The sequence below is a fragment of the Paenibacillus sp. FSL M7-0134 genome, from assembly GCF_038007865.1.
Taxonomy (GTDB): Bacteria; Bacillota; Bacilli; order Paenibacillales; family Paenibacillaceae; genus Paenibacillus; species Paenibacillus polymyxa_B.
Window position 1 is genome coordinate 511,948 of sequence record NZ_JBBOXV010000001.1, and the last position, 25,185, is coordinate 537,132.

The window sequence follows — 25,185 nt, forward strand, 5'->3', positions numbered from 1 at the left end:
CCATTGCTAACCATCTTACCAATTATGTAGGTCGGCTATGCCGGGGATGATTATAATTTGGTTACGTTAGCGGCTTGTGGTCCACGTGCGCCTTCGACAATGTCGAACTCCACGTCTTGTCCTTCTTCAAGTGTTTTGAAGCCTTCTGTTTGAATTGCGGAAAAATGTACAAATACGTCGCCGCCGTCAGACGTTTCAATGAAACCATAACCTTTTTCTGCGTTAAACCATTTTACTTTACCTTGCATGCACTAACATTCCCTTCGTCATCAAATGAAGTGAAGCTCTCGCCCACATTTCCGACTATACCACCCAAAGTTATCCATTGTCAATTGGAATTGATAATGTTTTCATTCATTTTTTTACCACAAATTATGGTTAGGTATTAACTTAGTCAAGGTAGTTTATATAAAAATAAAGGAGCTTCTCAGCTCCTTTACCCTTTACAAATTAATTTGAATCAAAAATTAAAATAAATTTTCCCTATAAATCAACTAAAGTAAAGGTCTCACTTTGTTACATTTTCTTCAGCAACCTATCTTGTGTATCTAGTCCATACCTTACGAACCGCCTGAATTACATCCTGTACATCCTGATCTGTCATCTTAGGAAAGAGAGGGAGTGTTAACGCTGTATGATAGTACTCCTCTGCGTTCGGGCACAACCCTTCCTCGTATCCGAGGTGTTGGTAATAAGGTTGCAGATAAACAGGAATATAATGCACATTTACACCAATATTCTCAGACCGTAGGGCCTCAAATATCATTTTCCGGTTTGCATTAAAATGCTCCGGTTGCCAACGAATCACGTATAAATGCCAGCTGGAGTATGCCCCAGCAAGCTGCTCAGGAAGGACAATCCCTGTCAACTCACTCAATGCTTCATTGTACAACCGAGCGATCGTGCGACGCTTCTCTACAAATGCATCCAGTTTGTCCATCTGGGAATGACCCAATGCAGCCTGGATATCTGTCATACGGTAGTTATACCCCAGTTCCTGCATTTCGTAATACCAAGGGCCGTCGTTTTTTGTCAACTCCTGTGGATCGCGTGTCATACCATGACTACGGAACAGTAACAACTTTCGATAAAATTCCTCAGAATTCGTCACAATGATGCCACCCTCGCCTGTCGTAATATGCTTGACCGGATGGAAACTGAACATAGTCATATCTGCCCATGAACCGACTTTGCTCCCTTGGTAATCTGCACCCAAAGAATGAGCCGCATCCTCAATGAATACCAGCCCATGATCTCGGCACAGCATCGATATCTTGTCGAGTTCAGCTGGCTGACCCGTAAAATCGACAGCAATGACCGCCCGAGTATGCTTGGTAATCCGCTCTGCAATCCGGTCCGCATCAATGTTGTAGGTATGCATATCAATGTCAGCAAACACCGGTGTTCCTCCTTGGTATAACACGCAGTTACTACTAGCGAGGAACGTAAGCGGCGTCGTGATGACCTCATCACCTTTTCCGATTCCTGCGGCAAAGCATGCCCCATGCAGTGCAGCAGTTCCGTTGGTGAACGCCACTGCATACTTGGCTCCTACATACTCAGCAACCTTGCTCTCAAACTGCTGAATCACAGGCCCCTGTGTAACAAACCCGCTACGGAGTACATCCACTACAGCTTGAATATCTTCATCGTCAATCCATTGCTGTCCATAGGGCAGCAGCGTATCACGCACAGGTCCAGATATTACATCATTGGACATCCTGTTAACCCCCTCTATACTTGAAGCAAACTAGATCATGCCGCTCTCACGAATCCATACCGTCGTACGCCGGATACCTTCTTCCAAACTAATACGCGGTTCCCAACCAAGTAACTCCTTCGCCTTCGTCGAGTTACACAGAAGCTTTTGAATTTCACTTTGCGGATGGATATGCTCCACATGCTTGATACGCGACGAGTCCCCACTAATAAGCAACGCTAGATCATTCACAGAAATATCTTGCCCCAATCCCGCATTGACAATCTGACCGTTGACACGATCGCTAAAGCCTGTCTCTACAACGAAGCGAGCGCAATCCTCAACATACAGAAGATCACGGGTTTGTGTGCCTTCTCCATAGATATTAAGATTTTTACCTTCCAAGTGGTTTTTAATAAAAATCGCAACTACGCCCCCTTCACCGCCTGTCTTTTGAAAAGGGCCGTACGTATTAAATGGACGAATAACCACGGTCGGTAAACCATAAGCGAAATAATAGGACAGTACCATATTCTCAGCAGCTACCTTTGCTCCTGCATAAGGAGAAGCAGGTTTGGTAGGATGTAGCTCATTAATACCTTGATCGTCGCTACAGCGGTCATATACCATACATGTACTCATAAAAACTACCTTGGTGTGGTGCTTGCGGCACTGCTCCAAGATTGCGAAAGTTCCTACCGTATCATTATTAAAAGTAGTGCGTGGATCATCAATAGAATCCTGTACATTTATAGAAGCTCCCAAATGGTAGCAAATTTCAAACGAATGCTCTTCAAACAACTGTTCCAACAGCGCTTCATCCAAAATACTCCCTTTGATGAATGCCTTGAAGTTGCTATGTTCGACCAATTCCGACAAATTTTCTTCACGACCATTCGACAAATCGTCGACAATCCAAACCTGATGCCCATCCTCCAGCAGGCGCTTGGCAACCCAACGCCCAATGAATCCTGCACCACCAGTAAGTAGAATATTCATATTTTATCCTCCTTTATTTTTTGAATTCATAAGATATCCCAACTGATAGGCGTCCCTTTTAATACATTCTTACGAACTGGTTTTCCCAATAACTGATCTATATATTTAGGCGGGAGACCATAACCTGGACGTATTGCCCTCACATTTTTATCTGTGAGAATATCTCCCGCCTGCAAGTCTTCAGAGATATATAATGATCTTCGGAATTGAAGAGAAGCTTTTTCTGCATCCGTTGCTCCATACGAGATCCCCCCGAGAGATTGCCAAGCTCTTTCAGTTTCCATAACTAGTGACTTCATTTCATCTGGTTCCAACGAGAACGTTGAATCTACTCCTCCATCAGCTCTAGACAAAGTAAAATGCTTTTCTATTACAGTAGCACCTAACGCAACACTAGTAACAGCAACTCCCACTCCCATAGTGTGATCAGACAATCCTACTTGGGTATTAAATAAATCCTTTAAATGAGGAATTGTACGTATATTCGTATTTTCAGGTGATGCGGGATAAGTACTAGTGCATTTTAACAATACAATTTGATTATTCCCTGTTTCTCTCACTGCTTGAACAGCTTCTTCTAATTCTGCTATAGTAGCCATTCCAGTAGAGATGATCACAGGTTTTCCCGTAGAGGCTACCTTTTTAATTAATGGAATATCCGTATTTTCAAATGAAGCTATTTTATAAGCCGGAACATTAAGTGATTCTAAAAAATCTACCGCTGTAGCATCAAAGGGAGTACTAAACCCTATAATCCCCAACTCATTACATCTCTTAAAAATAGGTTCATGCCATTCCCATGGAGTGTATGCTTCCTGATACAAATTATATAGGCTCTTGCCTTCCCACAGACTATCCTCATCCTTAATAAAAAATTCTCCTGAATTTATATTAAGAGTCATAGTTTCAGCAGTATAGGTTTGAATTTTTAGAGCATCTACCCCCGCAGCTGCCGCTGCTTCCACAATACGCAAGGCACGCTCCAATGATTGATTATGATTTCCTGACATTTCTGCAATGATGAAGGGACGAGTATTGGTGCTTATTTCCCTGTTCAATATGTTAAATTCAGTCAAGACATTCCCCCCTAAGCTCTTTACACATTATTATTTCTTCCTTATCTTTTGAAACGACAGCATAACCCCTCTTACTAAACAATTTAATTGAAGCAATATTGCTTGGCTTTATCAGAGCAGTCAGAATCCTTACTTTATTATTCCAAGAGGTTGTATAACTTTCAATTTCGCATAGTATTTTATTAGCATATCCTTTTTGTCTAAGACTTGGATCAATATTTATGCTAATTACCACTTCATTGTCACTCTTTAAGTCTAACCTAATTACGCCTATTAAGGCTTCATTTTCATAAGCAATGAGAATTTTCCTTGTTTTGGTGTCTAATGACTTTTCAAACCAATGTCTATGCTCTTCATAGGGAATCTCGTCCGTGACAAATGAATTTTTTCTAGTGTCTAAATCATTTCTTAGATTAAAAATGATGATCGAATCATTTAAGGTCGCGCTTCGAAGTTCCATATGATCCCCACTTATTTAAATAGTATCCTCCAAGTTTTTAATTACTTTCTCTACTCCTCTGCCGTCAACAATATTAAACGCTGTTAAGCTATTGTTCTTTAAGTCACCTTCATAATCCTTTAAATTGTTCACAATATGACCATCACTAACATCGGAGTGGAAACCCAAGAATCTGTCTATCCCTAACTTTTCTCCCATAATAGCATTATGAATCTGATTTTCAGCAACCGCTATAACCAAACCCGGAAGGCCCATACAATATCGTTCCCAAGTCAAGGTCCCCCCAGAGCAAATGGCTAAATCAGCTTTATTCATAATAGCTGCAACAGAATTGGATTGAATATGCAGACTCAACCTTTTTTTTGAATCAACAATCTTTCTCAATTCATTGAGATGAGCATATGATTGACCGACTAGTATATCAAAATTCAGATTGCTATCCAGTAACCCTTCTTTATCTAACGCATAAAGAGACTTCAGCGTCTCATTAGTAGGATCAGTCCCTCCAAAAGTGACCAATACCCGTCGAATGGTGCCGCTTCTTGTTTTAACTTTCTGACGTTCCAGATGGAATTCATCTCTTAACAAAGCATAACTTGGTCCTATCAATTGTTTTGCATTATTCGTTAGTTCATTATATCTTGAATCAGAAATTTCATATAAATTTTGGTCTAAAAGGATGTTGCAAATGTGCGCTCGATTAGCTAAATCATCAATTACTAAAAGTTTCTTAGCAATCCGAGACATCTCTTTTTCCCATATATCACTGATTTGATAATGATCAATAATCAACCAATCAAAACCATTCTGAAAAGCATTATTGACTTTTGAGCTTACATACACAGCATCCTCAATTGATCCTACCGGATATTTGCTGTTTAAATAGAACGGAATGCAACCAATCTGTTTAATTTTCTCAACTAAGTGATCAGGCATTTGTTGAAAGACAACAACCACTTCTCTTCCTGAGATTATCAGTGATTTTGCTAAGGCTAAACAACGCATCACATGTCCTGTACCGATTGCAACAGAGGCATCCGCTCTAATCAAAAATTTCATTCTTCCCCCTTGAGCTTCTTCTGCTCCACATGCGAGTTAATAAGGGCAATTTCTGGGCGAGTCTCCATTAGTTCCACAATATCCTGCCAATCAAAGCTGTCCCTATCCCTAAAATAGGTATATATCTGCTGAATTAGCTCCCAATCTTCAGTTGTGTCCAAAGTCCAGCGATAATTAGAGTAATCTTTCGCACAAGTAACACTTAGCATAGAAAATCGATCTGGATTTTGGTAAATATAGGGTGTCACATGTTCTCTTTGCTCCACACTCTTCGCTTCCATATGTGCTTTTTCTAGAGAAGCGAAAGAAAACACCTCTGCGTCCAATCCTCTTGGGTAAGAACGCTCAATCGTATTACTGACATAATCATAAGAACCAGTAATATAGTTTGCGATTAGCTCATCAATAATCACAGAATCTATCACAGGACAATCTGAAGTAATGCGAATGATCACATCCGCATTATGTGTGACAGCCGCTTCATAGTAGCGTTTTAGCACATCACTTTCACTACCACGATATACTTCAACCTCTGCTTTATGAGCCAGATTTACTATTGTTTCATCTGCCGTTAAATCAGTAGTTGCCACTACAATTTTATTAATTTGTTTTACTTTCTTTATTCTTTCTACAACCCGCTCAAGTACTGTTACACCCAGTAAATTCAAATCAACTTTTCCTGGAAGGCGAGTAGATCCCATTCTTGCTTGAATGATCGCTACAATATTCATAAGTCCCCATACTTTCTGTTGTATTCTTATATAAGACTTTCATCATATAACCAATCAACAACAACCGCTTTATTAATGGGATTCATCTCTAACTCAGTAATCTCTTTGTTTATAGATTGATTTTTCCCTTGAAAAGCAGGTGGAATGATAAACATATTTTCCGATTCTAACGCAACTAACTGTTCATCGATGGTCATTAATTCCTCATAACGTTTTTCTCCAGGACGGAGACCGATATATTTAATAGCTACTTTATCATTTAGCTTGTATTTCTCCGACACCGTCTCTATAAGCGCTTCCGCCAGATCCGCAATTCGCACAACTGGCATCTTCAGGACAAATACCTCACCACCCTGGGCTGCCTCATTAGCCTGCAGGATTAACTCAATCGCTTGCGAAGGAGTCATCATATATCTCAACATCTCAGGATCGGTAATGGTAATTACACCATTTTCTAAAATTTGTTTTTTAAATAACGGGATAACGGAACCGCGAGAACCCATCACGTTTCCGAACCGAACCGAAGAAAACACAGTAGACTTGGAACCCTTTTGATATTCAGAAGCCGAAATCAGGCGCTCCGCGGTTAATTTAGTCGCGCCATAAGTGTTGGTCGGAGAAATGGCCTTATCTGTACTTGTGAAAAGAACCTTTTTCACTCCATTCTCTAGTGCAGCCTGAATGACATTTTGTGTACCTATTACATTGGTTTGTACAGCCTCAAACGGATTATATTCACACGAAGGAACGTGCTTCATTGCGGCTAAATGGAAAACATAATCAATATCCTCCATTGCCCTCATTAATCTTTGCTGATCCCTCACATCACCAATCAGATAACGCAATTGATTAGAATGAGCCTGAAAATCGATATTCATTTCATACTGCTTATGCTCATCACGGCTGAAAATACGAATTACACTCGGCTCGTCTTTCAAAAGTCTCTGTACCAGTTGGCGCCCTATTGTCCCCGTTCCACCTGTGATTAATATCTTCTTCCCTTTGTAGGTTTCCTTCTGCATGTTGAACACGTCCCTTGTCCTTTAACTCTTTATATCATCTATTCTACGAATCGATTCTACAAACAACTCTTCAAGCATCGGAATTTTACTCACTACCTCATTCGCTAGCTTTCCTAAATGTTCATATATCATATCAGCTTTGCGAGAAAGATTTTGCTCTATAGCGATTAGAGGTTGCTGCTGGTCAAATAAGCCAATCTCCAGCGGAAGCACGGTTTCTATAATAGGAACAAACCAATCTCTACTTACAATACTGGTCCAGCGTTGTTCAATCTCAACAATCGCATTATGACATTTCAGCGGCTTCATTCGGCTCCATTCTCTAATATTCCCAATCGTTTTCAACATGACTTTCAATTCATCCCGGAATTGAGAAAAATCATTGAGCGTATGCTGTATTTTCCCTTTAACCTCTTCGATACGATTGTCATTTATAATAAAGGGTTGATTACGTTGAATATTGGCTATTGCATCGCACTCAACATGTTCATCGGCAATCATATCATATACTTCCTCAATCGGCTTCCATATAGTTCCCTCTAGCGCTGCCCCATTACGAGTCGTATTAATGAATTCAATATTGGATAAGACTACAAACAAATTCTCTAGTGCGTCTTTCATAAACAAGAAGCTTTCGTTCGTGGCATTATATTCACCGTGCACGTTCAATACCTGCTGTGGTGCCTTCTCCACGATGGATGCATTGCGGGATGCTTCAATATGCCCTACTCCATCAGCGTAGAACTTATTACCTGGAAAGGATAAATCCTGCCCCATCAGTACAACACGTCGAGCCCCCAGCCATACAGCCGCTTGTATAGCAGAACCCACTACGGTTGGTGTCGCCGTTATAGCCACCTGTGCCCGATCAATTCCTAAATAATACTGCGAAATATGATCATTACTTAATACAAAATGGATGGTATCTTTCTGCTTACGATCCGTAATACCATAATAAGAGGTAGACCCATATAATAATGGTGCTTCCAGCGTCCCAGGCTGAGAAAACACCTTATCATTGATAATACCACCATCCAGCGTGACCGCTAAATGTGGCTGTATTCCCTCTTTAACTAGTGCTTGAATACTAGAGCCTGCTGCTATAACAAGCGCATGAGGTTGCACTCGCTTAACCCACTCAATATCTTGCTGAAGCGATGGCCCCGATGCAATAATAAACGCCGTGCTTCCAGGAAAAGAAAATTTAAAATCATCAATAGAGTACGAGGATAGCATTCCAGCCATCTGATACATGCTGTTGCGAATCCAGTCCTGTCGAAAAAGATGAAGAGTAATTTGATTTGATTCATAGGTGTGATTGTATTCTTCCAATTTTTCTTTAACATCACGTAATACATCCATCTCAACCTCGAGATAATGACGGAGAGCTACGAAAGCCAGTTCACGCTGCATATGGACAGAAGCCATATAAAATAGTGAATTCAATTGCGACTCACCAATAGCCAGCCAGTACAAATTGGGGTGTTCTAAAAGGCTCCGCATATCATAACTGCTAATGGAGTTTAGAAACTGGTATTCATCAGGCTCATATACAAAAAGCAAGCGGTCAGGGTACATTTCAAGGATGTCAGCAATGCCAAGACCCTGTCCAAATCCATAAACAAAAACACATTCTATATTTTCTACCGATTGCTGAACCGCCTCTAGCCAAATATGATCTTTTTCTATAGGCTCATTATAAGTCTTGTGATCCTTGGTCCCAATTGGTTCAAGTGAGAGTATTGTACTAGCAACATGTGGAAAACGATTCTGTATAGCAGTCAGATTTAATGATAAAATTGTCAAGACCATACCACCATTCATAATGATTCTTCTTAATTAGTATATCGGACTGTAGCATGAAGGATTGAACCTTCAAATAAAAAAATCCCTCCCAGTAATGCCTGAGAGAGATTATAACACCATTTACTTCCTGTGATCTATAAAAAGACTATCAACGGAATAAGCACGCTGGTAAGCATTTTGTTGAACACGAATGTTCCCTTTTTTCTCCATCCAACTACCCGCTTCATCTTTCAACTTATTCATGCGCATTAATATCGGTCCATCCATATCTAAGATCAGTCCAATTTCTTGTTTGTCTTCCTCAGTGAGTAAAGCACGATATTTCTCCATTGAATGCACAATTTCCTGTCTACGATCGACAAAAGCGACCAACTCTTCCTCTTCTATGATTGAGAGCCGATTAGTTGTCTCTATTGTCATTTCTTTTAGTGCTTGAATGAGGTCTTGAATATTGTTACTGTCCATTAGCTACCTGTGACCGAGCTTGGAAGTTTGCTCACTTCGACCCAAGCCTCACGTAGATCTGTTAGATGTTCCTCTACTTCCTGGGCTTTAGACACATCTTTATGAACGTTAGATTCAATCAGACAATGCAACATATATTCATAAATTCTTAATAACTCCTGTGCAATCGGATAGTCAAAATTCAATGCAGATATTAATTCATGGATGATAGCTTGTGATTTACAAAGATTATAGTTCGCTTTCCCGAAATCTTTATCTAAAATCCCGTCTATACCTGCCCGAGTAAAACGGATTGCCCCATCATACAGCATAATCAGAAGTTTAGGCTTGGAGGCAGTCTGGGCTTGAGCCTGCTGGTACTTCTGGTAAGGGGATTGAATCAAATGTATGACCTCCTTATTTATCTAAAGCTGGACAGACTAGAAGAAGTGCTATTATATTTATTAATTGCCGTCTCCATAGCTGTGAATTTTTTGTAGTAGTTCGTTTCCATCATATTCAATCGGGCTGTCATATCGGTAATCCTTCTGTCAATACCCGTTAGTTCTTGTCCCATCGTGCTGCTGATAATGAATGAAGCACTAAGATCAGTGCTTACCTTTGAAGTTCCTGCCTTGTCAGCTAACTTTTGCAGCGCAGTATTGGAGATTTTTTTCATACGCGCAAAAATTCCGTCTTGATCTGTATATTTATTACTTTGTGCTGTAGCAGAATCCTGCTTGCTGAAAAAGTTGGTCACAATATCAGGATCTTTATCTAAAGCAGCTTTCAGCTTATCTGTATCTAAAACAAGTTTCCCTTTTGTTTGATACGTACCTGTAGTTATACCGAGCTGAGCAAGACTAATTGTTGTACCGTCATCCAGTTTAACTCCCTGAACCATTGCACTACGCATATCCGCTACTGCGCTCTGCAAAATACTGTCATTTTTAAGCATTCCACTTTTAGCTTTATCAGTCCATTGTTTAACTTCATCATCACTCATGTCCTTTTTTTGGGCAGTTGTTAAAGGTGCATATTTTTTGTATCGTTCTTCACTAACTTTATTATTCAACGTAGAGAGAACATCATTGTACGCATCAACAAACTTCTGAACCGATTCAACCAGCTTATCCGTATCTTTGGCAACCTCAATGCGTGTTGAAGTACTCCCACTGGCATTATTAAGCGTAAGTTCAACACCATTCATCGTGAAGGTATTGGAGGACCTTGTAATATCCAAACCATTTACAGTGAGTTTAGCATCTTCGCCACCTGTGATGGTACTCCCCAGCTTTAAAGCTGTGAATATATCTCCACTAAGTTCAATATCTTTGGCCCCAGTCGTTTTACTTGTTAAAGAAACCTTACCTGTGGCGGAATCATAGATGGCACTCACACCAGCTTGCTTATTTGAATTGATTTTTTCGACAAAGGAATCAATCGTTTCATTGACAGGATCAATTTCTATAGATGCTTCTGAGGCTCCTGAACCTATTTTGACTATTACTGGGACGGTTCCTGAAATTCCCGAATTTTTAATATCCTGTAGCTTAACAGTTCCCCAATCAGTCGGTGCAGAAGCATTGAGTTCAATAGCTGCAGAAGAAGTAGCGCTTGATGCTGTTGCCAACGAGGCCACTTTTACATCCAACACCCCACTGGCCGTTGAAGAAACACTTGCACTAACTGCACTCGTATTTCCGGTAACATTCGCCTTCTGAGCGCTAATCGAGCTACTCATGCCAAGCTTACTTAGTTCTTGTGAAAAGGTAACCAGTTTCACACTGGTCTCCCGATAGTTTTCACGCTTCCATTCCATGAGCTGTTTCTGTTGATTCAGCTTGTCGAGTGGAGCGCTCTCAGCTGTCATCAACTTTTTAACCATTGAATCTATATCCATACCAGATGCTAAACCAGTTATTCTCGTTACCATGAACGTTCCTCCCTATCCTTTTTTATCGACGATAATCCCGGTAATCTCCATCATTCTTGCTGCTACATCCAAAATTTTTTCTGGCGGAACTTCACGAATGAGATCACCTGTTTCCTTGTTCAAAACTTTAATCATAATGGTGTGGGTTTTTTCGTGCACAGATATTTCAAACATTTTTTGCGGACCTTGAATCGCATCAATTGCTTTTTGCAACTGCTGAATGGTTTGCTCGTGTGTCAGCTGTGTTTTTGCAGGAATTACAGACTGGACTACACCTTCTTCAGAAGTTATTGGAGGATCAGTAACTGTCTCCTCCTTTGGAGTTCCGGCAGAAAGGTGAATCGGTGTTATACCTCCTGCATTGGCCGGTATCAACGGTTCCATAACATAACCCCTCGCTCATAAAATGGTATGTCGCACACTGTATCTCTTCTACTCATATTAGATGTCCTACTTTATATATCGGTTAATGATTTAGATTATTTATGAAAAATAATACAAAAAAACAAAAAAAGGCTCTGCAAGATGCAGAGCCTTTAATAATTAGCTTGCTTTCCAAAATCTTAACGAAGCAGGGAAAGTACGCCTTGTGGTGCAGAATTCGCTTGTGACAGCATGGATTGGGAAGCTTGCAGCAAGATGTTGTTCTTGGACAAAGTAACCATTTCTTTAGCCATGTCAGTATCACGAATACGAGATTCGGAAGCTGTCAGGTTCTCAACTGTAGTACCCAAGTTATTGGAAGTATATTCCAAACGGTTTTGAACAGCACCCAGTTTAGCACGTTGTGTAGCAACTTTTTCAATAGCATCACTTACGTTTGTCAATGTGGAAGCGTCTTTCAAGCCAGTAAATCCTACTGTAGCAACACCACTAACTGTAATCGTGAAGGCTTTATCGTCAGCTTGTACTTTTACGTTAGAAGTGATTTTGATTCCATTAAATGTTGTGTTTTTCATGATGCTGTCGATTTGCGATCCCAGTGCGTTAAGCTCCATGTTGATGTTGCTCTTATCACTAGTAGAGTATGTTCCGTTCAGCTTTTGAACGTTCAATTCTTTCATACGAGAAAGCATGGAGGATACTTCGTTCATTGCACCCTCAGCAGTTTGTGCAAAAGAAATACCGTCTTGAACGTTACGTTGGGATTGTTCCAAACCACGGATTTGTCCGCGCATTTTTTCGGAGATAGAGAGACCAGCAGCGTCATCAGCAGCACGGTTGATACGCAGACCGGAAGACAGTTTCTCCATGTTTTTGCTTGCTGCAGCATTATTCATGCCCATGTTACGGTGAGTGTTTAATGCAGGAATATTGTGGTTGATAATCATTTTAAATTTCCTCCCTGAAATGGTTTAATTCCCACGTCCTTGTGGTATGAGCGTCTTCACAGGTCGGCCGCCCTGAAGAATTACCGCTCTAAATTATATATCGACACCTGCCACTGTATTGTTTATAGCATTTGAAAATTTTTAAAAATCTATTTCGGAAAACAATAAAAATCGTATTTTTTTTAATATCGTCCAATAATTGACACTTTTTAAACTCTATCTTATATTAAGCTTGTGGTAAAAAATATACTAATTGAAGGAGTGTTTCAATTATGCTTCGAAAAACTTTTCGTTTGCTATGCGCTTTGACTCTTGCGGTCGGTTGGTTCTCAGCTTCTTTTAATCAGGCACTTGCGGGTTCTTCTCAAGCCAAACCTATTCAGTTGCCAGCGCAATTTCTAAATTCCATGGTTAAGAAAGGCACAAACACACTTCTAAGTGATCTACATACACCGCTGACCCAATCTAAATCACTTTCAATCTCCAAGGAGGAAATTTTAAAATCTCCAAAGTTAAATGCATTGCCAGAGACTTCGTCTAACAGTAAATTTTCCGTCTCCACAGTCACATATGATGTTTATAACACTACACCCGATGGGGCAATCTTTATTAAATCAGGTAATTCCGCGCAAGGTTATATTACTGCGGAGGGTGAAAGCCGCTGGTTTTTCACACGTGTCGAAACTCCCAATAAGCTGACCGTATTTCTAAATCCAGGAGCATCCACAACTAATGATTACGATCTTCATCTATACAAGCTTGATGAAAGCACAGGAACGCTAAACAAAGTTTCATATTCCACAAAGGGGGCTGGTCAATATGAACAGGTCAGCTATGTAGCAGGGACCGGCTATTATTTCATACTCGTCCAATCATATAAGGGATTTGATGTCACCCAGCCATTTACCGTTCATTCTATTCAATCCGACAGCTATGACAGCATTGAACCAGATGACAATCCCTGGTTTGCTAAAGACCGTGGTTCAGCCACCTTTAGCAGCAGCCAAACGATCGACAATATCCTGGATGAGGATTGGAGTAAAATCAAGATTCCCTCTGATAGCACCGTCCGTCTCAACCTCAACAACACCTCAGCTTACGGCGAATATCGACTGGACCTATATGATTCTAATTTAATCAGTCTCGGATATCTTGGTCAGAACACTACCGCACAGTTGAAGCTGGCCGCAGGGGAATATTATATTCGTGTTATCGCACCGTCCAAATTCGATCTTACCACTCCATATACTTTGACAGTGAGTTATCAAAATGCTGATGTTGCAAGGGTGGTAACCTCCAACATTACAACAGACGGTGGAGTATACGGTTTTATAAACTATGGTTATGGACAAAAATGGAGAATAAAAAATAATATCACCATTAGCGGCAGAGCGTTTGATGCCCAAGGCACCCCTGTTGCAAATGCTATTGTCACCACCAGAATTATTGTGACAATAAACAATAAGGTATTCACCGCAAGCGGAACAACTAATGAGCAAGGATTTTTTACGATTCCAGTAAATGGTTTGACCTCGGCTGCAGGTAAGTACTCTTTCTACAACGGCGTCAGCACTCATTATTTCGATATTATTCCAATCGATTTTTACAGTGGCGGCAAACTGCTCAACTCCGACATCAACAGCCTCTATCATTTCGCTTACCAAATTAGATAACATAATGCAGAGTGAACATTTTTAAAATCCATTTTTCGTTTCAACCATAATAAATAATATAAAAAAAGCTGACCCTCGTTGGGTCAGCTTTTTTATCAAATCTAACAGCGAGCTACTCTATGCCATCACTTTCCTTTCCCATCTCCAATATGGCGGTTTGAAGCGTTTTAAGATCCATTGCTGCGCTTTGATTATTATCCTGAATTGCGTCGAAAATCTCTTTACGATAAATATCTATATCCTTGGGGGCAGATATTCCAATTTTGACGTTGTCTCCTTCAACGGAAAGCACCGTTAATACAATATTATTCTGAATAACGATAGACTCGCCTTTCTTGCGGGACAATACCAGCATCAGGCTTCACCGCCTTGCTCTTCCGACTTTAAATTGGGCCACAATGTATGTTTGGTCGTATATTCCGAACTTTGCAGAACGATCTGCTTACCTTTTAGATCTTCCGTGTTAAAAATGATAGGGGCAATTAAGTTGACTGTTATTTTTTCTCTATTACTGTGCCAGGTTACAATACAACGTATTTCAATCTGATTTCGGTCTGTTACATCAATATCTGCAAGTGCATCGTTAGATAACTCAAATTCGTAATTATGGACAAAGTCAAAAGGGTTGATTGTTATAAAGGAGATCGCAGCTTCTTCTACAGCACTGAAAATACTAAACAACTCGTTATGCGCCTGTAACTTAAATTCACGTAAATGCTCGAAACCGGGTAATCCTTTAGGGAAAATAAAAATCGATTCTGCCTTATACTGTTCTTTTTCATCTATTATATGCTTTTGGTTCATACTTCATCCTCCTAAAAATAGTAACAAAAAAGCTACGGACCTACGTCCATAGCTTCAAAATGTCAAAGAAAACAAAATATCATCTCATAAAATCCATAAGAGATGGCTGCATGATCTGAGCCGATGATTTTAAAGCAGCTTGATATATAGTCTGGGCTGAGGTAGCCTGAATCATCAGGCTTGCAATATCTGCATCCTCAGTCTTAGACTGCAAATTTGTTAAATTTAAATTACGATCATCTAGACGCGATTGCACAAGCTCCACACGATTCGTGCGAGCTCCAACTTCGGACAGGCTGGATTGCATTTTGGTAAAACGAGATTCAATATTTGTAAGTTGGCTTGATATTGTCGTTTGGTTTCCACTTGCCAAAGCTGCACTCAAGTTATCCATAACTTTAAAAATATTATCCGCATCTATTGAAGCTCCAAAAAACTCGCTTCCAGAAGTATTCACCTGAAATGTGGATTGATCTCCAATTGCATAATTCACACTACCTTGATCTGTATCAACTTGGTCATAACTGGTGATTGTACCCGTAAGCTCATAAGGAGCTTGATCATACTTTTGACCATTAAAAATATACTTACCACGGATTTGGCTATTCCCGATATTGGTCATTTGCTCCTTAAGCTGATCTACCTCTAACTTAATGGCATCCAATCCAGATTGAGGAACAGTACCACTTGAGGCTTGAACCGTTAGCTCTTTTAGCCTTTTCATCACATCTCCAGCCTGCTGCATAGTGGAGTCCGTAAAATCCAACCAACTTACGGCTGCATCAGCATTGCTGGAATACTGCTCATTGGAGGCCAGCTCAGCTCTGTAACGAAGGGCATAAGTCACACCCACAGGATCATCTGAAGGTTTATTGAGCTTGCGTCCGGTTGTGATTTGATTTTCCATTTTACTCATATTGCTATAATTACGATTCAGGTTACTGAGCGTCTGCATACTCATCATCCCCGAGGTTACTCGAATCGCCATACGCTACCTCCTACTAATTTGAATTAGAGCCCTACACGGCCTGTACTATTAATCAACTTGTCCAGCAATTGATCGAATGTCGTCATAAAACGAGAAGCCGCACTATAAGCATGCTGAAACTTGATAAGATTGGACATTTCCTCATCCAACGATACTCCACTAACAGACTGTCTGCTTAAATCCACCTGCTCCGTCAGTAGCTGTGCATTCTTCGATTGACGTTCCGCTTCCTGAGTCTGAACCCCAAGCTGTCCGGCAATAGAGCTAAAGTAGTCATCTACTGACGTTGGAGTAGACAAAGCTGCTCCGAAATCAAACTTTATATTTTTCAAGTTAGCCATAGCCATAGCTAAGGCATTATTCCCAAGCACTACCTTTTCATCTGTCGTTCCCGTACCCTCTACCCGTAAAGAAGTTGCAATTTTATTAGGGTCATTTTGTATGTCGGGATTTAGGGTAATATTACCTGCTGTAATTGCTACTCCGTCTTTAGAGGTAAAAAAAGCGTCCCCTTTGGTAGGAGTTGTTCCACTAATTGTATAACCCAACTGGTGAAGTCCATTGATACCTTGGACAGTAACTTTCAAATCGCTTGTTAAAGTCCGGTTATTATTAGCATTAGAGTAAGTAACCGCTGTATTATTCGGCCCCGTATTCAATACTGTTCCTTCAGGAAGCACAGTTCCTTTAGGGAGGGTAACTTCAATATTTCCATTGGCCAGTGTGTTGGCCAATTGGTTCATCTGGTTTTTGTAATCCACAACATATCTGTCACGTGAGAATACCATCCCGTAAACTTCGCCGCCAGTCAAGGCACCACCTGTGAAAGCTGCCTGAAGACCATCTGCAGTTAAAGGTGTAACCACATTACCAGTTACAGCTATTTGTCCAGCTACTGTTACTTGATATCCATCATCCAGTTGAGTAACCTGCACATTAGCCAGTTTAGACAATTTATCGATCGCATAATCTCGCTGATCTCTCAAGTCATTTGGATTATCTCCCAATGACTCCAACTTGGTAATGTTCCCATTTAAATCGGCTACAGATTGTAATAGAGAATTCATCTCTGTTGTTTTTAATGTAATATTATTGGTTAAATCGGAATCTAGCGCATCAAGTTGCTTGCTTGCCTGATTCAATGCATCCGTCAATGCCAGCGTCGTTTCTTTTACGATTTTACGGTTAGTTACATCTTGAGGATCTTGACTTAAATCCGACCAAGCATTCCAAAAATTATCCATAACCTTGCGCATTCCTGTGTCAGATGGTTCGTTCATAATCGTTTCTAGTTTATCCAGAGTATCATAGCGGATACTCCATCCACCTAGAGAAGAGTTTTCATTACGATACTGATCATCCAGAAAAGTCTGACGTACCCGCTCAATTGCACTGAACTCGACCCCTGTCCCCAGTTGTCCCCTTACTACAGAACGATTCAAACCATACGCCTCCATAGATTCGGAAGCCTTCATACTAACAACTTGCCTTGAATAACCGGCTGTGTTAGCGTTAGCAATATTGTGCCCTGTCGTATTTAATGCTGCGGTTTGGGTATTTAAACTTCTTCTCGCTGTTTCTATTCCATGAAATGTCGAGGTCATATTTTCCTCCTGCAATTAGGCCCGAGTGTCGAATAACCCTGAGCGGATAGTAGAATTTTTTTCATCTGGGCGGTGATACGTTGTCTCAAATTCCTCGTAATAAGACATCGTCTCTACGGAAAAATCAATGTAAGAGAGCGCCTGTTCTATAAGCTGACGATTTAACTCATTAAGTTGCTTAAGTTCGTTCAACGTCTCCGAAAGCCGTGCTTGAATGCTTAACAACCTCTGCTTATCTTGAAGGTCGAACACAAGACGTGACAACTCTGAAATGGTTAAGTTCAACTTAGATTTAATTCCGCGTCCCTGCAAAAATTTATATGCAGAGGAAATACGTTGTTCCTCAAGTTGATCGATGAGTTTGGACATCTTCGATTCCTGGTTCATGACTAAAATGAGCTGATCTACCTTATTTGATATCAGTGCTTCTTTTTTTTGATTCCCTAATGTAATCAACTGCTCGTGAGCCTCTCTAAGCTGCTCCAGCACATCAATCAATCGATCTAAAGGCATATTCCTTCACCTAGCTTTCAGAAGACTGCTTGAAATAAGGTAACAGCTTCTCTGCAATTTTATCGGCATCAACACGATAAGTACCAGAAGCTACTTGCTGCTTAAGCTCCTGAATTTTCTTAACGCGGTCTGCATCACTGCTGCGATTCAGCATTTCCATTGCTTCCGGAGAAATCGAAACCTCGTCCTTGCGGCGGGATTTCTTTTGCTCCTCTTGACGTCCTGTTTCAATATTTCGCTGATATGGATTAATAGCTCCGATGCGGTTGGTCTCGTTAATTTTCATAACTTCCACCTTCCTTAGTTATTTGATATGGTCAGAATGTATCAGACGACATAGCGTCGAACATGGTTCGTATTATGCCTCACTTCTTTATTTTGTGCATGGTTGCTAAAAATAAAAAAACCGATAAGCTCTATAAAGATTATCGGCGGTATTTGAAACTTTTTGAATAGCTGAATGCGTTTTTAATTCCCCTGTACTACTTTCCACGAAGTTTATCAATCGCGCTGTAGGTACCTGAGCCCATATTATTACTTTGATCCTGATTACTACTTTCGCGTACAGCCTGATGCAGGTCTTTAGTCAGACGTGTTCGACAAGAATCGCACATATGCCCTTCACGAATCGGTATCCCGCATACCTCGCAAGGATACGTCATATTGGGCGCATTAGCAATGGAAATACGTCCCTCACGTATAAATGTCGTGATTTGCTTTACGGATACCTCAGTAGCCTCCGAAAGCTCATGCATATGAATGCCCTTATTCTCACGTATATGTTTGACACAGCGTTCGTATTCAATTTCGATTGCTTTTATACAATTCTGACAAATTCCCCTGACGTTCATAATAAACAGCTTTCCACAGCGAGGACAGTTATCCAAATTCATCCTCTGTAGCGCCCCTTTCCAATTTCCGATCTTTAAAATACTTTTATCCTTACATTAACTTATAATGAAGAGCCTCGTCTAGCAAATATTTCAAAAAAGATTTTCAGATTTTACACAATTGCACATCTTATAAGCTATCATATAAAAAGTATAAGAGAGAATGATCCATCAGTAAAAGTTTGTCTACATCTATATGCAATGACATAAAATAAAGAAAGCTCATGGAAGCTAATAGTTCAGCCTATTGCATGTGTTTATTTATCGTCAAACATTGCTCCATACTTTAGATAGAAATAAAATAAGCGCCATTCCAGTTATTTTCGGGAATAGCGCTTCATTATACAATTAAAATAGCTATATATGAATATGATTAAATGTAGAAATTAAATATCAAGATGAGGGAAAAACCGGGCGAAACAATCCTCAGAAGAATTCATGTTCACCTGTGCCCCGAATGACATCAAGAAAGCCCTGTAAATCCGGGGGAACGGTGCCCATACGAATGCTCCGCACATGGAGTGTGGGTATTCATAAATCTCATGGACCTAACATCATTTCAACTTATAACCTATCTGAAATTAAGCTAGATGCACCAGTGGAAATTTGCAGCCCAAAAACAAGCTATTTCACAAATAATTATTCAAAAAAGCATTGTTTTAATAGTGGCCTTCCCGTATACTATAGTCAAACGCTTGGTTTAAAAAACACATGTCGTTAAATATTTATAATGATATTATTTATTTGTGTTTGTTTGCGGCACTTGCAGTTCTTGGCCTACTTTAACCAGGTTGTTAATTTTAACCAATTCTTCAACAGTTACACCGTATTTTTTAGCAATAGAAGCCAATGTGTCACCCTCTTGAACATTTACAGTGATTGTATTTACAGTTGCTGGTGTTTCAGTTGTAGTCGTTGCTGGTTTTGTGGTTGTTGCTTGATTATTGTTCTCAGTAGCTGGTTGAACTGGTGTTGTAGTTGCTGCATTTTCAGTAGTTTCAGTTTTAAAAAACTTAGCTTCAAATGCTTTTTGTGCCGCTTCTTGTTGCTCTCTCATGATTTGGTCTTCCAATTGTTGTTTTTCGTAATCGGAATTAGATTGCGCAGATACACTGCCTGTTGCAAGTGGGCTCAACAAAGATACTGCACCTAAACTAACTGCCAACATACTAGATACTGCTACTTTTTTCATTACGTTTTTCATGATTTTTTCTCTCCTCTTTTTAGCTTTAAATTTTAATTAACTGCTTTACTACTGAGCGAGACACTCCCAATGTCCGCTCTTTAGTCATTAGCTAATCACTTATTACCAATCATGTTAGCTATCAACAGATAGAAATTGTACTCCTCTTTTCCAAAAAAATCAACCTCTAAATTGAAATATTCTGTTTCCATCCCTCACTTCCTTACTTTTTGTTTGTCTCTATATTTTTATTATATACCTCTCTCTAGCTCGTTGTCAAATCCTGCTGATTGTACGGCTTAAAAGACTTTTGCTCTATCATCTAATTCTTCCATTAAGGGAATTATACCCTTTTTTCATAGTTTCAAGCAAAATAATCATGAGAAATACTAGAGATTTGGACTTATGATCTGGCTAAAGTCAGGCAAAAAATAGTCAAATGTATTCCTTGCTCTAATGCCTTTTCTCTCAATACACGTGCACACGCCTGCAATGTGCTCCCCGTTGTATAAATATCATCTACAAGCAAAACGGTAACGGAAAGCTTATCCTTCGTAACACATTGAGATTCAGCTTTTAAAATAAAAGACTTCAGCAAATTTGTCATATTGGGGTGGACAGAAAACGCATTATTCATTGTGTTCATGCGTTCCTTTTTTGATTTAAAGCTTTGTTTGCCTGTATCTTGTGGACGAGCAAGTAATGATAGGAAGGGGAGATTATTCCGCCTAGCGATCTCTTCTGCCAAGATCCGAGCCTGATTGAAGCCTCGCTCTGTCAGCCTCTTCTTACTTACCGGGACACAGGTCACTACATCCACACTCCACAAAGAACGCTTGAAACGAGAATGTTTAAGACTTGCAAACTCATACCTCATCGCCTGATAGGCTCGATTCATGATCTCACCCAGCAGGGAACCATACTTTTCATTCCCGCGATATTTGAACTGTCCAATCCATTCTCTCATCATCGGCGTATAGCTGGTTGCACTCCGATTGCATACAAAGTAACGTACTAATCGGTCAAATTTTACGCAATCCGGGCAAAACGTCGGACGTCCGCAATGAACACAACGAATGTTGTAAACCCAAGGAATTTGAAGCGAACAAGAAGTACATATCCCAGAGAATTCAGAAAAACGTCCTGTGAAAGTGCCGCAAGCGATACATGCTTGGGACTGACGTTGGAATAACCAATTCAAAAAAAGACGGGTTCTTGGAATCATCCCCATACCAGAATGCACCTTTCTTGGTAGTTTACGTACTGACATTGTTTCAGGTTTCACATTTCCAAAAAAACTTTTTTTATTTAATACATTTAGTGCTTCAACTCCTTCAGGTATCCTTTTTTCCGAGCCAATGCATTCATTCGTTTAATTTGTCTAATCGCTCTCTTTTGGCCTCGAGTCCATTGGGGCGATGTAAAAATAACACCTCCACATGGATCATCCTTGGACCTTCCCGCGCGACCAGCCATTTGGACAAGAGAGGCTTCATCAAAAAGACTGCTGTCCGCGTCTAACACATACACATCACTCCGTGGAACAGTCACCCCTCGCTCCAAAATAGTCGTTGTGACCAGAACTCGTATTTCAGTAGCTCGAAATAAGCGCACTTTAGCGGTTCTTTCTTCATCCTGTGAGGAGGTTCCAGCAATAGGTACATCAGGCAATTGTTTAATCAGCAGCTCCACAAGTCCCTGAATATGTGAGATTCGTGTCACAAACAGGAAAACCTGTGCTCCACGTTGTATGGATACGCGTAGGCGTTGAATAAAGGATGCGGGAAGCCGACCTTTTTGCAGCCAATGTTGCACTGAAGCAGTCCCCAGGCGAAATGGGACAGGTAGGGGATGACGATGAAAACGAACGGGAACCTTGGCGTGTGGCAGTAGACCGCGTGCAGCCTCTTTCTGCAAAGCATGGGGTGGTGTAGCAGACAAATAGATAAACTTTCCCTTCGGCTTACATACTGCTCGTGCAGCAAAGGCAAGCATAGGATCATTGTGATAAGGGAACGCGTCAATCTCGTCAATCACAACCAAGTCAAAGGCTTGACGATAACGCAATAGCTGATGTGTCGTTGCCAGTGTCAGCTGTCCCCTTTGCCAGCGTTCTGCGCTCCCCCCGTAGAGCGTCACCATGCTCACATCGGGAAAAGCAATGGCCAAACGAGGGGCTAACTCGAGTACCACATCGCGGCGCGGTGTTGCCACAAGTGCCGTTCCTCCGTGGTCCAACACATATTGCAATAGCGGAAACATCATTTCCGTCTTGCCTGCGCCTGTTACAGCCCAGAGCAGAAAACGTTCTACCGTAGTACTGGGCACCTGCCGATCAGCGCTATATCTTACACCTTCGCCAGGTTTCGGCGAAGACTGCTTGCTTTGGACAAGGGTGCTGCCATGCGAAGCGGCAGCATCTGATCCTCGGCGCGCAACCCTATCGCGCCGGAACAACGCCCGGAGCCCACGGCCTTCCGGGCGAAAACGTCCCCGCACTTCGCCGTGCGGTGCGGCCAAAAAGCGCAGCGCCGCTTCGGCGGCGGCACGCTGTGCAGGGCTCAGCCCCCAGCGGTCGAGTTCCGTCGCCGGGGCTATGCCTGCTGTGTGTGGCAGGGCGGGTTTCGCTGCACCGCGCAGCAGCAGCGAGCATTCACGGCTGCGCCCCAGCGCGAGACATGTCTCGCAGTAAGCGCACGCCTTACGTCCGCACGACGCACAGCTCGTGCGGTGCACTATCCCGCTGCCACAACGGTTGCAGCGGAGTTCATTCGTACGCGCGGCAGACCATCGCGTACGTGGTGCTGGAGCGAGGCCAGCAGCAAAGCTGAGTCGGCCTTGCAGATATGCAAGCTGTGCAGCGGATCGCCAAGTACGCTCCAAACCTGGCGCTGCCTCTGCCAGTAGCGCTTCGGCTTCCGGAACGAGTAACTGGCGTCCTGACAACAAATTAACCAGCTCATTCGCTTGTCGTGTTAAACACTCCCTATCCAATCCATCAATTCCCGTGACGAGGCTCCTTTTTTGAATAGAACGTAAACCTCCGTTTGTTTCTCGTCCCTCATTTCTACTTTCTGTGCGAGAAGTCCACCCTTGTCCACCATCCCAAATGCATATATTTTCTACTCCTCCAGATAAAATCCGTTCTCCGTTGAAAGGCTCAGGAGCCAGTTCACTTTTTAGCTGTGCGAGAATATAAGCCCACCACTGCCGTTTTCCCCATCGCTCCATATCTGCTAATTCCTTAAATGTTTCGCACAGCTTTGTCCCCCAGGACAAGGGAAGCTCATCTCCTAATAACACCCATCTTTCGACAACATTCTCTTGTCCCTCATCTTGATTCATCCACCATGTCATATCTACTCGAATATCCACAGATAATCGGAGAGTCCAATTCCCTTTATACTTCACTGCATATACTGCAATTTTCACCTTCCGCTTCTCCTCCCATTCATGATTCTTGCGGTTCTTGTCACCCCAGAGAACAGCAAAAAAGCACACTCCTATGGCTAATAGCCTGAAGTGTGCTTCACATCAAGTAGATCTCAATGAGATCCCTGTCGTCTTGCCTATGCAACTGTTTATAAACATTTATATCCGATTTTGACCACGATGTCCACAATCCCCTGTCGCTAAGGAACAAGTGGGGCGTCCGCCAACGACTTGACCGTTCTAAGATCAATAACAACCTGCTTTTCACCGCCTGACTTCGGTAAGACCGGGTTCCCCGGTGAAAAACGACTTGAAATGACTGAAACATCCATATGACTATAGCGCACTAACCGTGTCAGAATCGGTAGCGTATCGTCCATAGATTCATCATCCAGTACTGTCACATGTAGCGGCCTCCGGTGTAGCCAGGCAAGTATGTTCAGCGAACGCATCACCCATTCCACACGATCTCCGTCATTGGACGTAATCACAATATAGCGAGTCGCACGATGACCCGGAGATATTGCGCGTGAATCTTCACCATTGTGATAAGCCTGAACCGCCTGTCGTATATACATAAGATGAACGACTGCGGCTCCCACACCGTATATAAGCAATATCCAAACCAAGTGAGCCGTCACGAGGGTTCCACCTCCTCCTATAGCGACAATATATGCCGTATAACAGGAAGAGGTGTCACGGTTATGTACTGGGTTTCCGTATGAGCGGACATATCGCTCCAAAAGAAAGGCGGTACAGCATTCATATCTATTAGCAGCTGCATCGTCTAATGCATGGAAAAACTACACTTTACAGCGTAACCCATCCATATTTGATTGAGTTAATAACTGCTTGTGTACGGTCATCAACCTCCATTTTTTGCAGAATGCTGCTGACATGGTTTTTGACCGTTTTCTCACTAATGAATAAATATTCACCGATCATCTTGTTGCTCTTACCTTCAGCCATCAGACGCAGCACTTCAGCTTCACGACGGGTCAATGGATTATTTTCACCTGCGACAAACTTCACGCCGGCTTCCTTGGTGTGACCTTCAGCCATAGCCCCTGTTTCGTTCAAGTAGGTCATCCGGCGAAGCTGCTGAATGAGTTTACCCGTTACCTTCGGATGGATAAACGCATATCCTTCATGAACCGAACGAATTGCATTAATGAGGGACTCGGCCTCCATATCTTTTAACAAATAACCATTGGCTCCCTTGCGCAACGTCTCGAATACATAGCTTTCATCATCATGAATGGATAAAATGATAACTTTGACATCCGGGAACATCTCACGCAGTTTTTCGGTTGCCTCTACACCATTTTCAATTGGCATATTAATGTCCATCAGAACAATATCCGGTTTCTCTACGTTACAGAATTCCAACACTTGAATACCGTCGCCACATTCTCCGATGACCTCAATGTCGTCCTCCATATTCAAAATACGTTTAAGTCCTTCACGGAACAACTGATGATCGTCCGCTAAGAGAACTTTAATGGGTGCATTGCTAATTTCCTGATTTTCCATGT

The 25,185-nt window shown here is 41.5% G+C and carries 27 protein-coding genes; 1 reads left to right on the forward strand and 26 read right to left on the reverse strand.

The genetic code is table 11. The annotated features are described in order from the left end of the window. Window positions 1-50: 50 nt before the first annotated feature. The 14 genes from NSQ58_RS02115 to NSQ58_RS02180 form a co-directional block, all read right to left on the reverse strand. Window positions 51-248: a cold shock domain-containing protein gene (locus tag NSQ58_RS02115; protein ID WP_013312263.1), complete on the reverse strand. Its 198-nt coding sequence runs from the start codon at window positions 246-248 to the stop codon at window positions 51-53. A 287-nt stretch (window positions 249-535) separates the two neighbouring features. After that, window positions 536-1,720 carry a UDP-4-amino-4,6-dideoxy-N-acetyl-beta-L-altrosamine transaminase gene (gene pseC, locus NSQ58_RS02120; RefSeq protein ID WP_160788505.1) on the reverse strand — a complete coding sequence of 395 codons (1,185 nt, stop codon included), beginning with the start codon at window positions 1,718-1,720 and terminating at the stop codon, window positions 536-538. A 30-nt stretch (window positions 1,721-1,750) separates the two neighbouring features. Beyond that, window positions 1,751-2,698, reverse strand: a complete 948-nt coding sequence (locus tag NSQ58_RS02125) for a dTDP-glucose 4,6-dehydratase (protein WP_160788504.1) — start codon at window positions 2,696-2,698, stop codon at window positions 1,751-1,753. 26 nt (window positions 2,699-2,724) lie between these two features. Then, complete coding sequence (gene pseI / locus NSQ58_RS02130; RefSeq protein WP_341056805.1) at window positions 2,725-3,774, reverse strand: pseudaminic acid synthase; 1,050 nt, start codon at window positions 3,772-3,774, stop codon at window positions 2,725-2,727. Then, window positions 3,767-4,234 carry a GNAT family N-acetyltransferase gene (locus NSQ58_RS02135; protein ID WP_341056807.1) on the reverse strand — a complete coding sequence of 156 codons (468 nt, stop codon included), beginning with the start codon at window positions 4,232-4,234 and terminating at the stop codon, window positions 3,767-3,769. Before NSQ58_RS02135 ends, pseI begins: the two co-directional genes overlap by 8 nt. 15 nt (window positions 4,235-4,249) lie before the next feature. Further along, window positions 4,250-5,293: a UDP-2,4-diacetamido-2,4,6-trideoxy-beta-L-altropyranose hydrolase gene (gene pseG, locus NSQ58_RS02140; RefSeq protein WP_341056808.1), complete on the reverse strand. Its 1,044-nt coding sequence runs from the start codon at window positions 5,291-5,293 to the stop codon at window positions 4,250-4,252. Beyond that, window positions 5,290-6,024 (reverse strand): glycosyltransferase family protein, encoded by a 735-nt coding sequence (locus NSQ58_RS02145; RefSeq protein WP_341056810.1) that lies wholly within the window; start codon window positions 6,022-6,024, stop codon window positions 5,290-5,292. Before NSQ58_RS02145 ends, pseG begins: the two co-directional genes overlap by 4 nt. Window positions 6,025-6,050: 26 nt before the next feature. Then, the gene (locus NSQ58_RS02150; RefSeq protein WP_341056811.1) at window positions 6,051-7,046 is read right to left on the reverse strand and encodes a UDP-N-acetylglucosamine 4,6-dehydratase family protein; all 996 of its coding nucleotides are present in this window, start codon (window positions 7,044-7,046) and stop codon (window positions 6,051-6,053) included. Between the two features lie 21 nt (window positions 7,047-7,067). After that, complete coding sequence (locus NSQ58_RS02155) at window positions 7,068-8,858, reverse strand: motility associated factor glycosyltransferase family protein (protein ID WP_341057732.1); 1,791 nt, start codon at window positions 8,856-8,858, stop codon at window positions 7,068-7,070. Between the two features lie 114 nt (window positions 8,859-8,972). Continuing rightward, complete coding sequence (locus tag NSQ58_RS02160) at window positions 8,973-9,317, reverse strand: hypothetical protein (RefSeq protein WP_160788497.1); 345 nt, start codon at window positions 9,315-9,317, stop codon at window positions 8,973-8,975. Next, window positions 9,317-9,700, reverse strand: coding sequence for a flagellar export chaperone FliS (fliS, locus tag NSQ58_RS02165; RefSeq protein WP_160788496.1), 384 nt, complete (start codon window positions 9,698-9,700; stop codon window positions 9,317-9,319). Before fliS ends, NSQ58_RS02160 begins: the two co-directional genes overlap by 1 nt. Before the next feature lie 17 nt (window positions 9,701-9,717). Continuing rightward, entirely contained in the window at window positions 9,718-11,232 is a 1,515-nt protein-coding gene (gene fliD / locus NSQ58_RS02170) for a flagellar filament capping protein FliD (protein ID WP_160788495.1), read from the reverse strand. Between the two features lie 12 nt (window positions 11,233-11,244). Further along, window positions 11,245-11,616, reverse strand: a complete 372-nt coding sequence (locus NSQ58_RS02175; RefSeq protein ID WP_160788494.1) for a flagellar protein FlaG — start codon at window positions 11,614-11,616, stop codon at window positions 11,245-11,247. A gap of 179 nt (window positions 11,617-11,795) precedes the next feature. Continuing rightward, on the reverse strand, window positions 11,796-12,563 hold the full coding sequence (locus NSQ58_RS02180; RefSeq protein WP_341056812.1) for a flagellin N-terminal helical domain-containing protein: 768 nt from the start codon (window positions 12,561-12,563) through the stop codon (window positions 11,796-11,798). Between the two features lie 272 nt (window positions 12,564-12,835). Between NSQ58_RS02180 and NSQ58_RS02185 the strand changes: the two genes are divergently transcribed. Next, a complete protein-coding gene (locus tag NSQ58_RS02185) occupies window positions 12,836-14,236 on the forward strand; it encodes a carboxypeptidase-like regulatory domain-containing protein (protein ID WP_160788492.1) in 1,401 nt (466 codons plus the stop codon). 112 nt (window positions 14,237-14,348) lie between these two features. Here the strand turns inward: NSQ58_RS02185 and csrA are convergent, their stop codons facing one another. The 12 genes from csrA to NSQ58_RS02245 form a co-directional block, all read right to left on the reverse strand. Next, window positions 14,349-14,591, reverse strand: coding sequence for a carbon storage regulator CsrA (gene csrA / locus NSQ58_RS02190; RefSeq protein WP_160788491.1), 243 nt, complete (start codon window positions 14,589-14,591; stop codon window positions 14,349-14,351). Next, entirely contained in the window at window positions 14,591-15,040 is a 450-nt protein-coding gene (gene fliW / locus NSQ58_RS02195) for a flagellar assembly protein FliW (RefSeq protein ID WP_160788490.1), read from the reverse strand. Before fliW ends, csrA begins: the two co-directional genes overlap by 1 nt. A 79-nt stretch (window positions 15,041-15,119) precedes the next feature. Then, a complete protein-coding gene (gene flgL, locus NSQ58_RS02200; RefSeq protein WP_160788489.1) occupies window positions 15,120-16,028 on the reverse strand; it encodes a flagellar hook-associated protein FlgL in 909 nt (302 codons plus the stop codon). A 23-nt stretch (window positions 16,029-16,051) separates the two neighbouring features. Then, window positions 16,052-17,632, reverse strand: a complete 1,581-nt coding sequence (gene flgK / locus NSQ58_RS02205; RefSeq protein WP_160788488.1) for a flagellar hook-associated protein FlgK — start codon at window positions 17,630-17,632, stop codon at window positions 16,052-16,054. 15 nt (window positions 17,633-17,647) lie between these two features. Continuing rightward, a complete protein-coding gene (locus NSQ58_RS02210) occupies window positions 17,648-18,145 on the reverse strand; it encodes a flagellar protein FlgN (protein WP_341056815.1) in 498 nt (165 codons plus the stop codon). 10 nt (window positions 18,146-18,155) lie between these two features. After that, on the reverse strand, window positions 18,156-18,431 hold the full coding sequence (gene flgM / locus NSQ58_RS02215; protein ID WP_013312286.1) for a flagellar biosynthesis anti-sigma factor FlgM: 276 nt from the start codon (window positions 18,429-18,431) through the stop codon (window positions 18,156-18,158). Window positions 18,432-18,627: 196 nt separating this feature from the next. Further along, a complete protein-coding gene (locus tag NSQ58_RS02220; protein ID WP_341056816.1) occupies window positions 18,628-19,038 on the reverse strand; it encodes a TIGR03826 family flagellar region protein in 411 nt (136 codons plus the stop codon). Between the two features lie 733 nt (window positions 19,039-19,771). Then, entirely contained in the window at window positions 19,772-20,239 is a 468-nt protein-coding gene (locus NSQ58_RS02225) for a LysM peptidoglycan-binding domain-containing protein (protein WP_341056817.1), read from the reverse strand. A 382-nt stretch (window positions 20,240-20,621) separates the two neighbouring features. Beyond that, the gene (locus tag NSQ58_RS02230; RefSeq protein WP_341056818.1) at window positions 20,622-21,449 is read right to left on the reverse strand and encodes a ComF family protein; all 828 of its coding nucleotides are present in this window, start codon (window positions 21,447-21,449) and stop codon (window positions 20,622-20,624) included. 86 nt (window positions 21,450-21,535) lie between these two features. Continuing rightward, the gene (locus NSQ58_RS02235; protein WP_341056821.1) at window positions 21,536-23,650 is read right to left on the reverse strand and encodes a helicase-related protein; all 2,115 of its coding nucleotides are present in this window, start codon (window positions 23,648-23,650) and stop codon (window positions 21,536-21,538) included. 200 nt (window positions 23,651-23,850) lie between these two features. Beyond that, window positions 23,851-24,291, reverse strand: a complete 441-nt coding sequence (locus tag NSQ58_RS02240) for a hypothetical protein (protein ID WP_025719114.1) — start codon at window positions 24,289-24,291, stop codon at window positions 23,851-23,853. Window positions 24,292-24,460: 169 nt separating this feature from the next. Next, window positions 24,461-25,183, reverse strand: coding sequence for a response regulator (locus tag NSQ58_RS02245; RefSeq protein WP_007432713.1), 723 nt, complete (start codon window positions 25,181-25,183; stop codon window positions 24,461-24,463). Window positions 25,184-25,185: the final 2 nt, after the last annotated feature.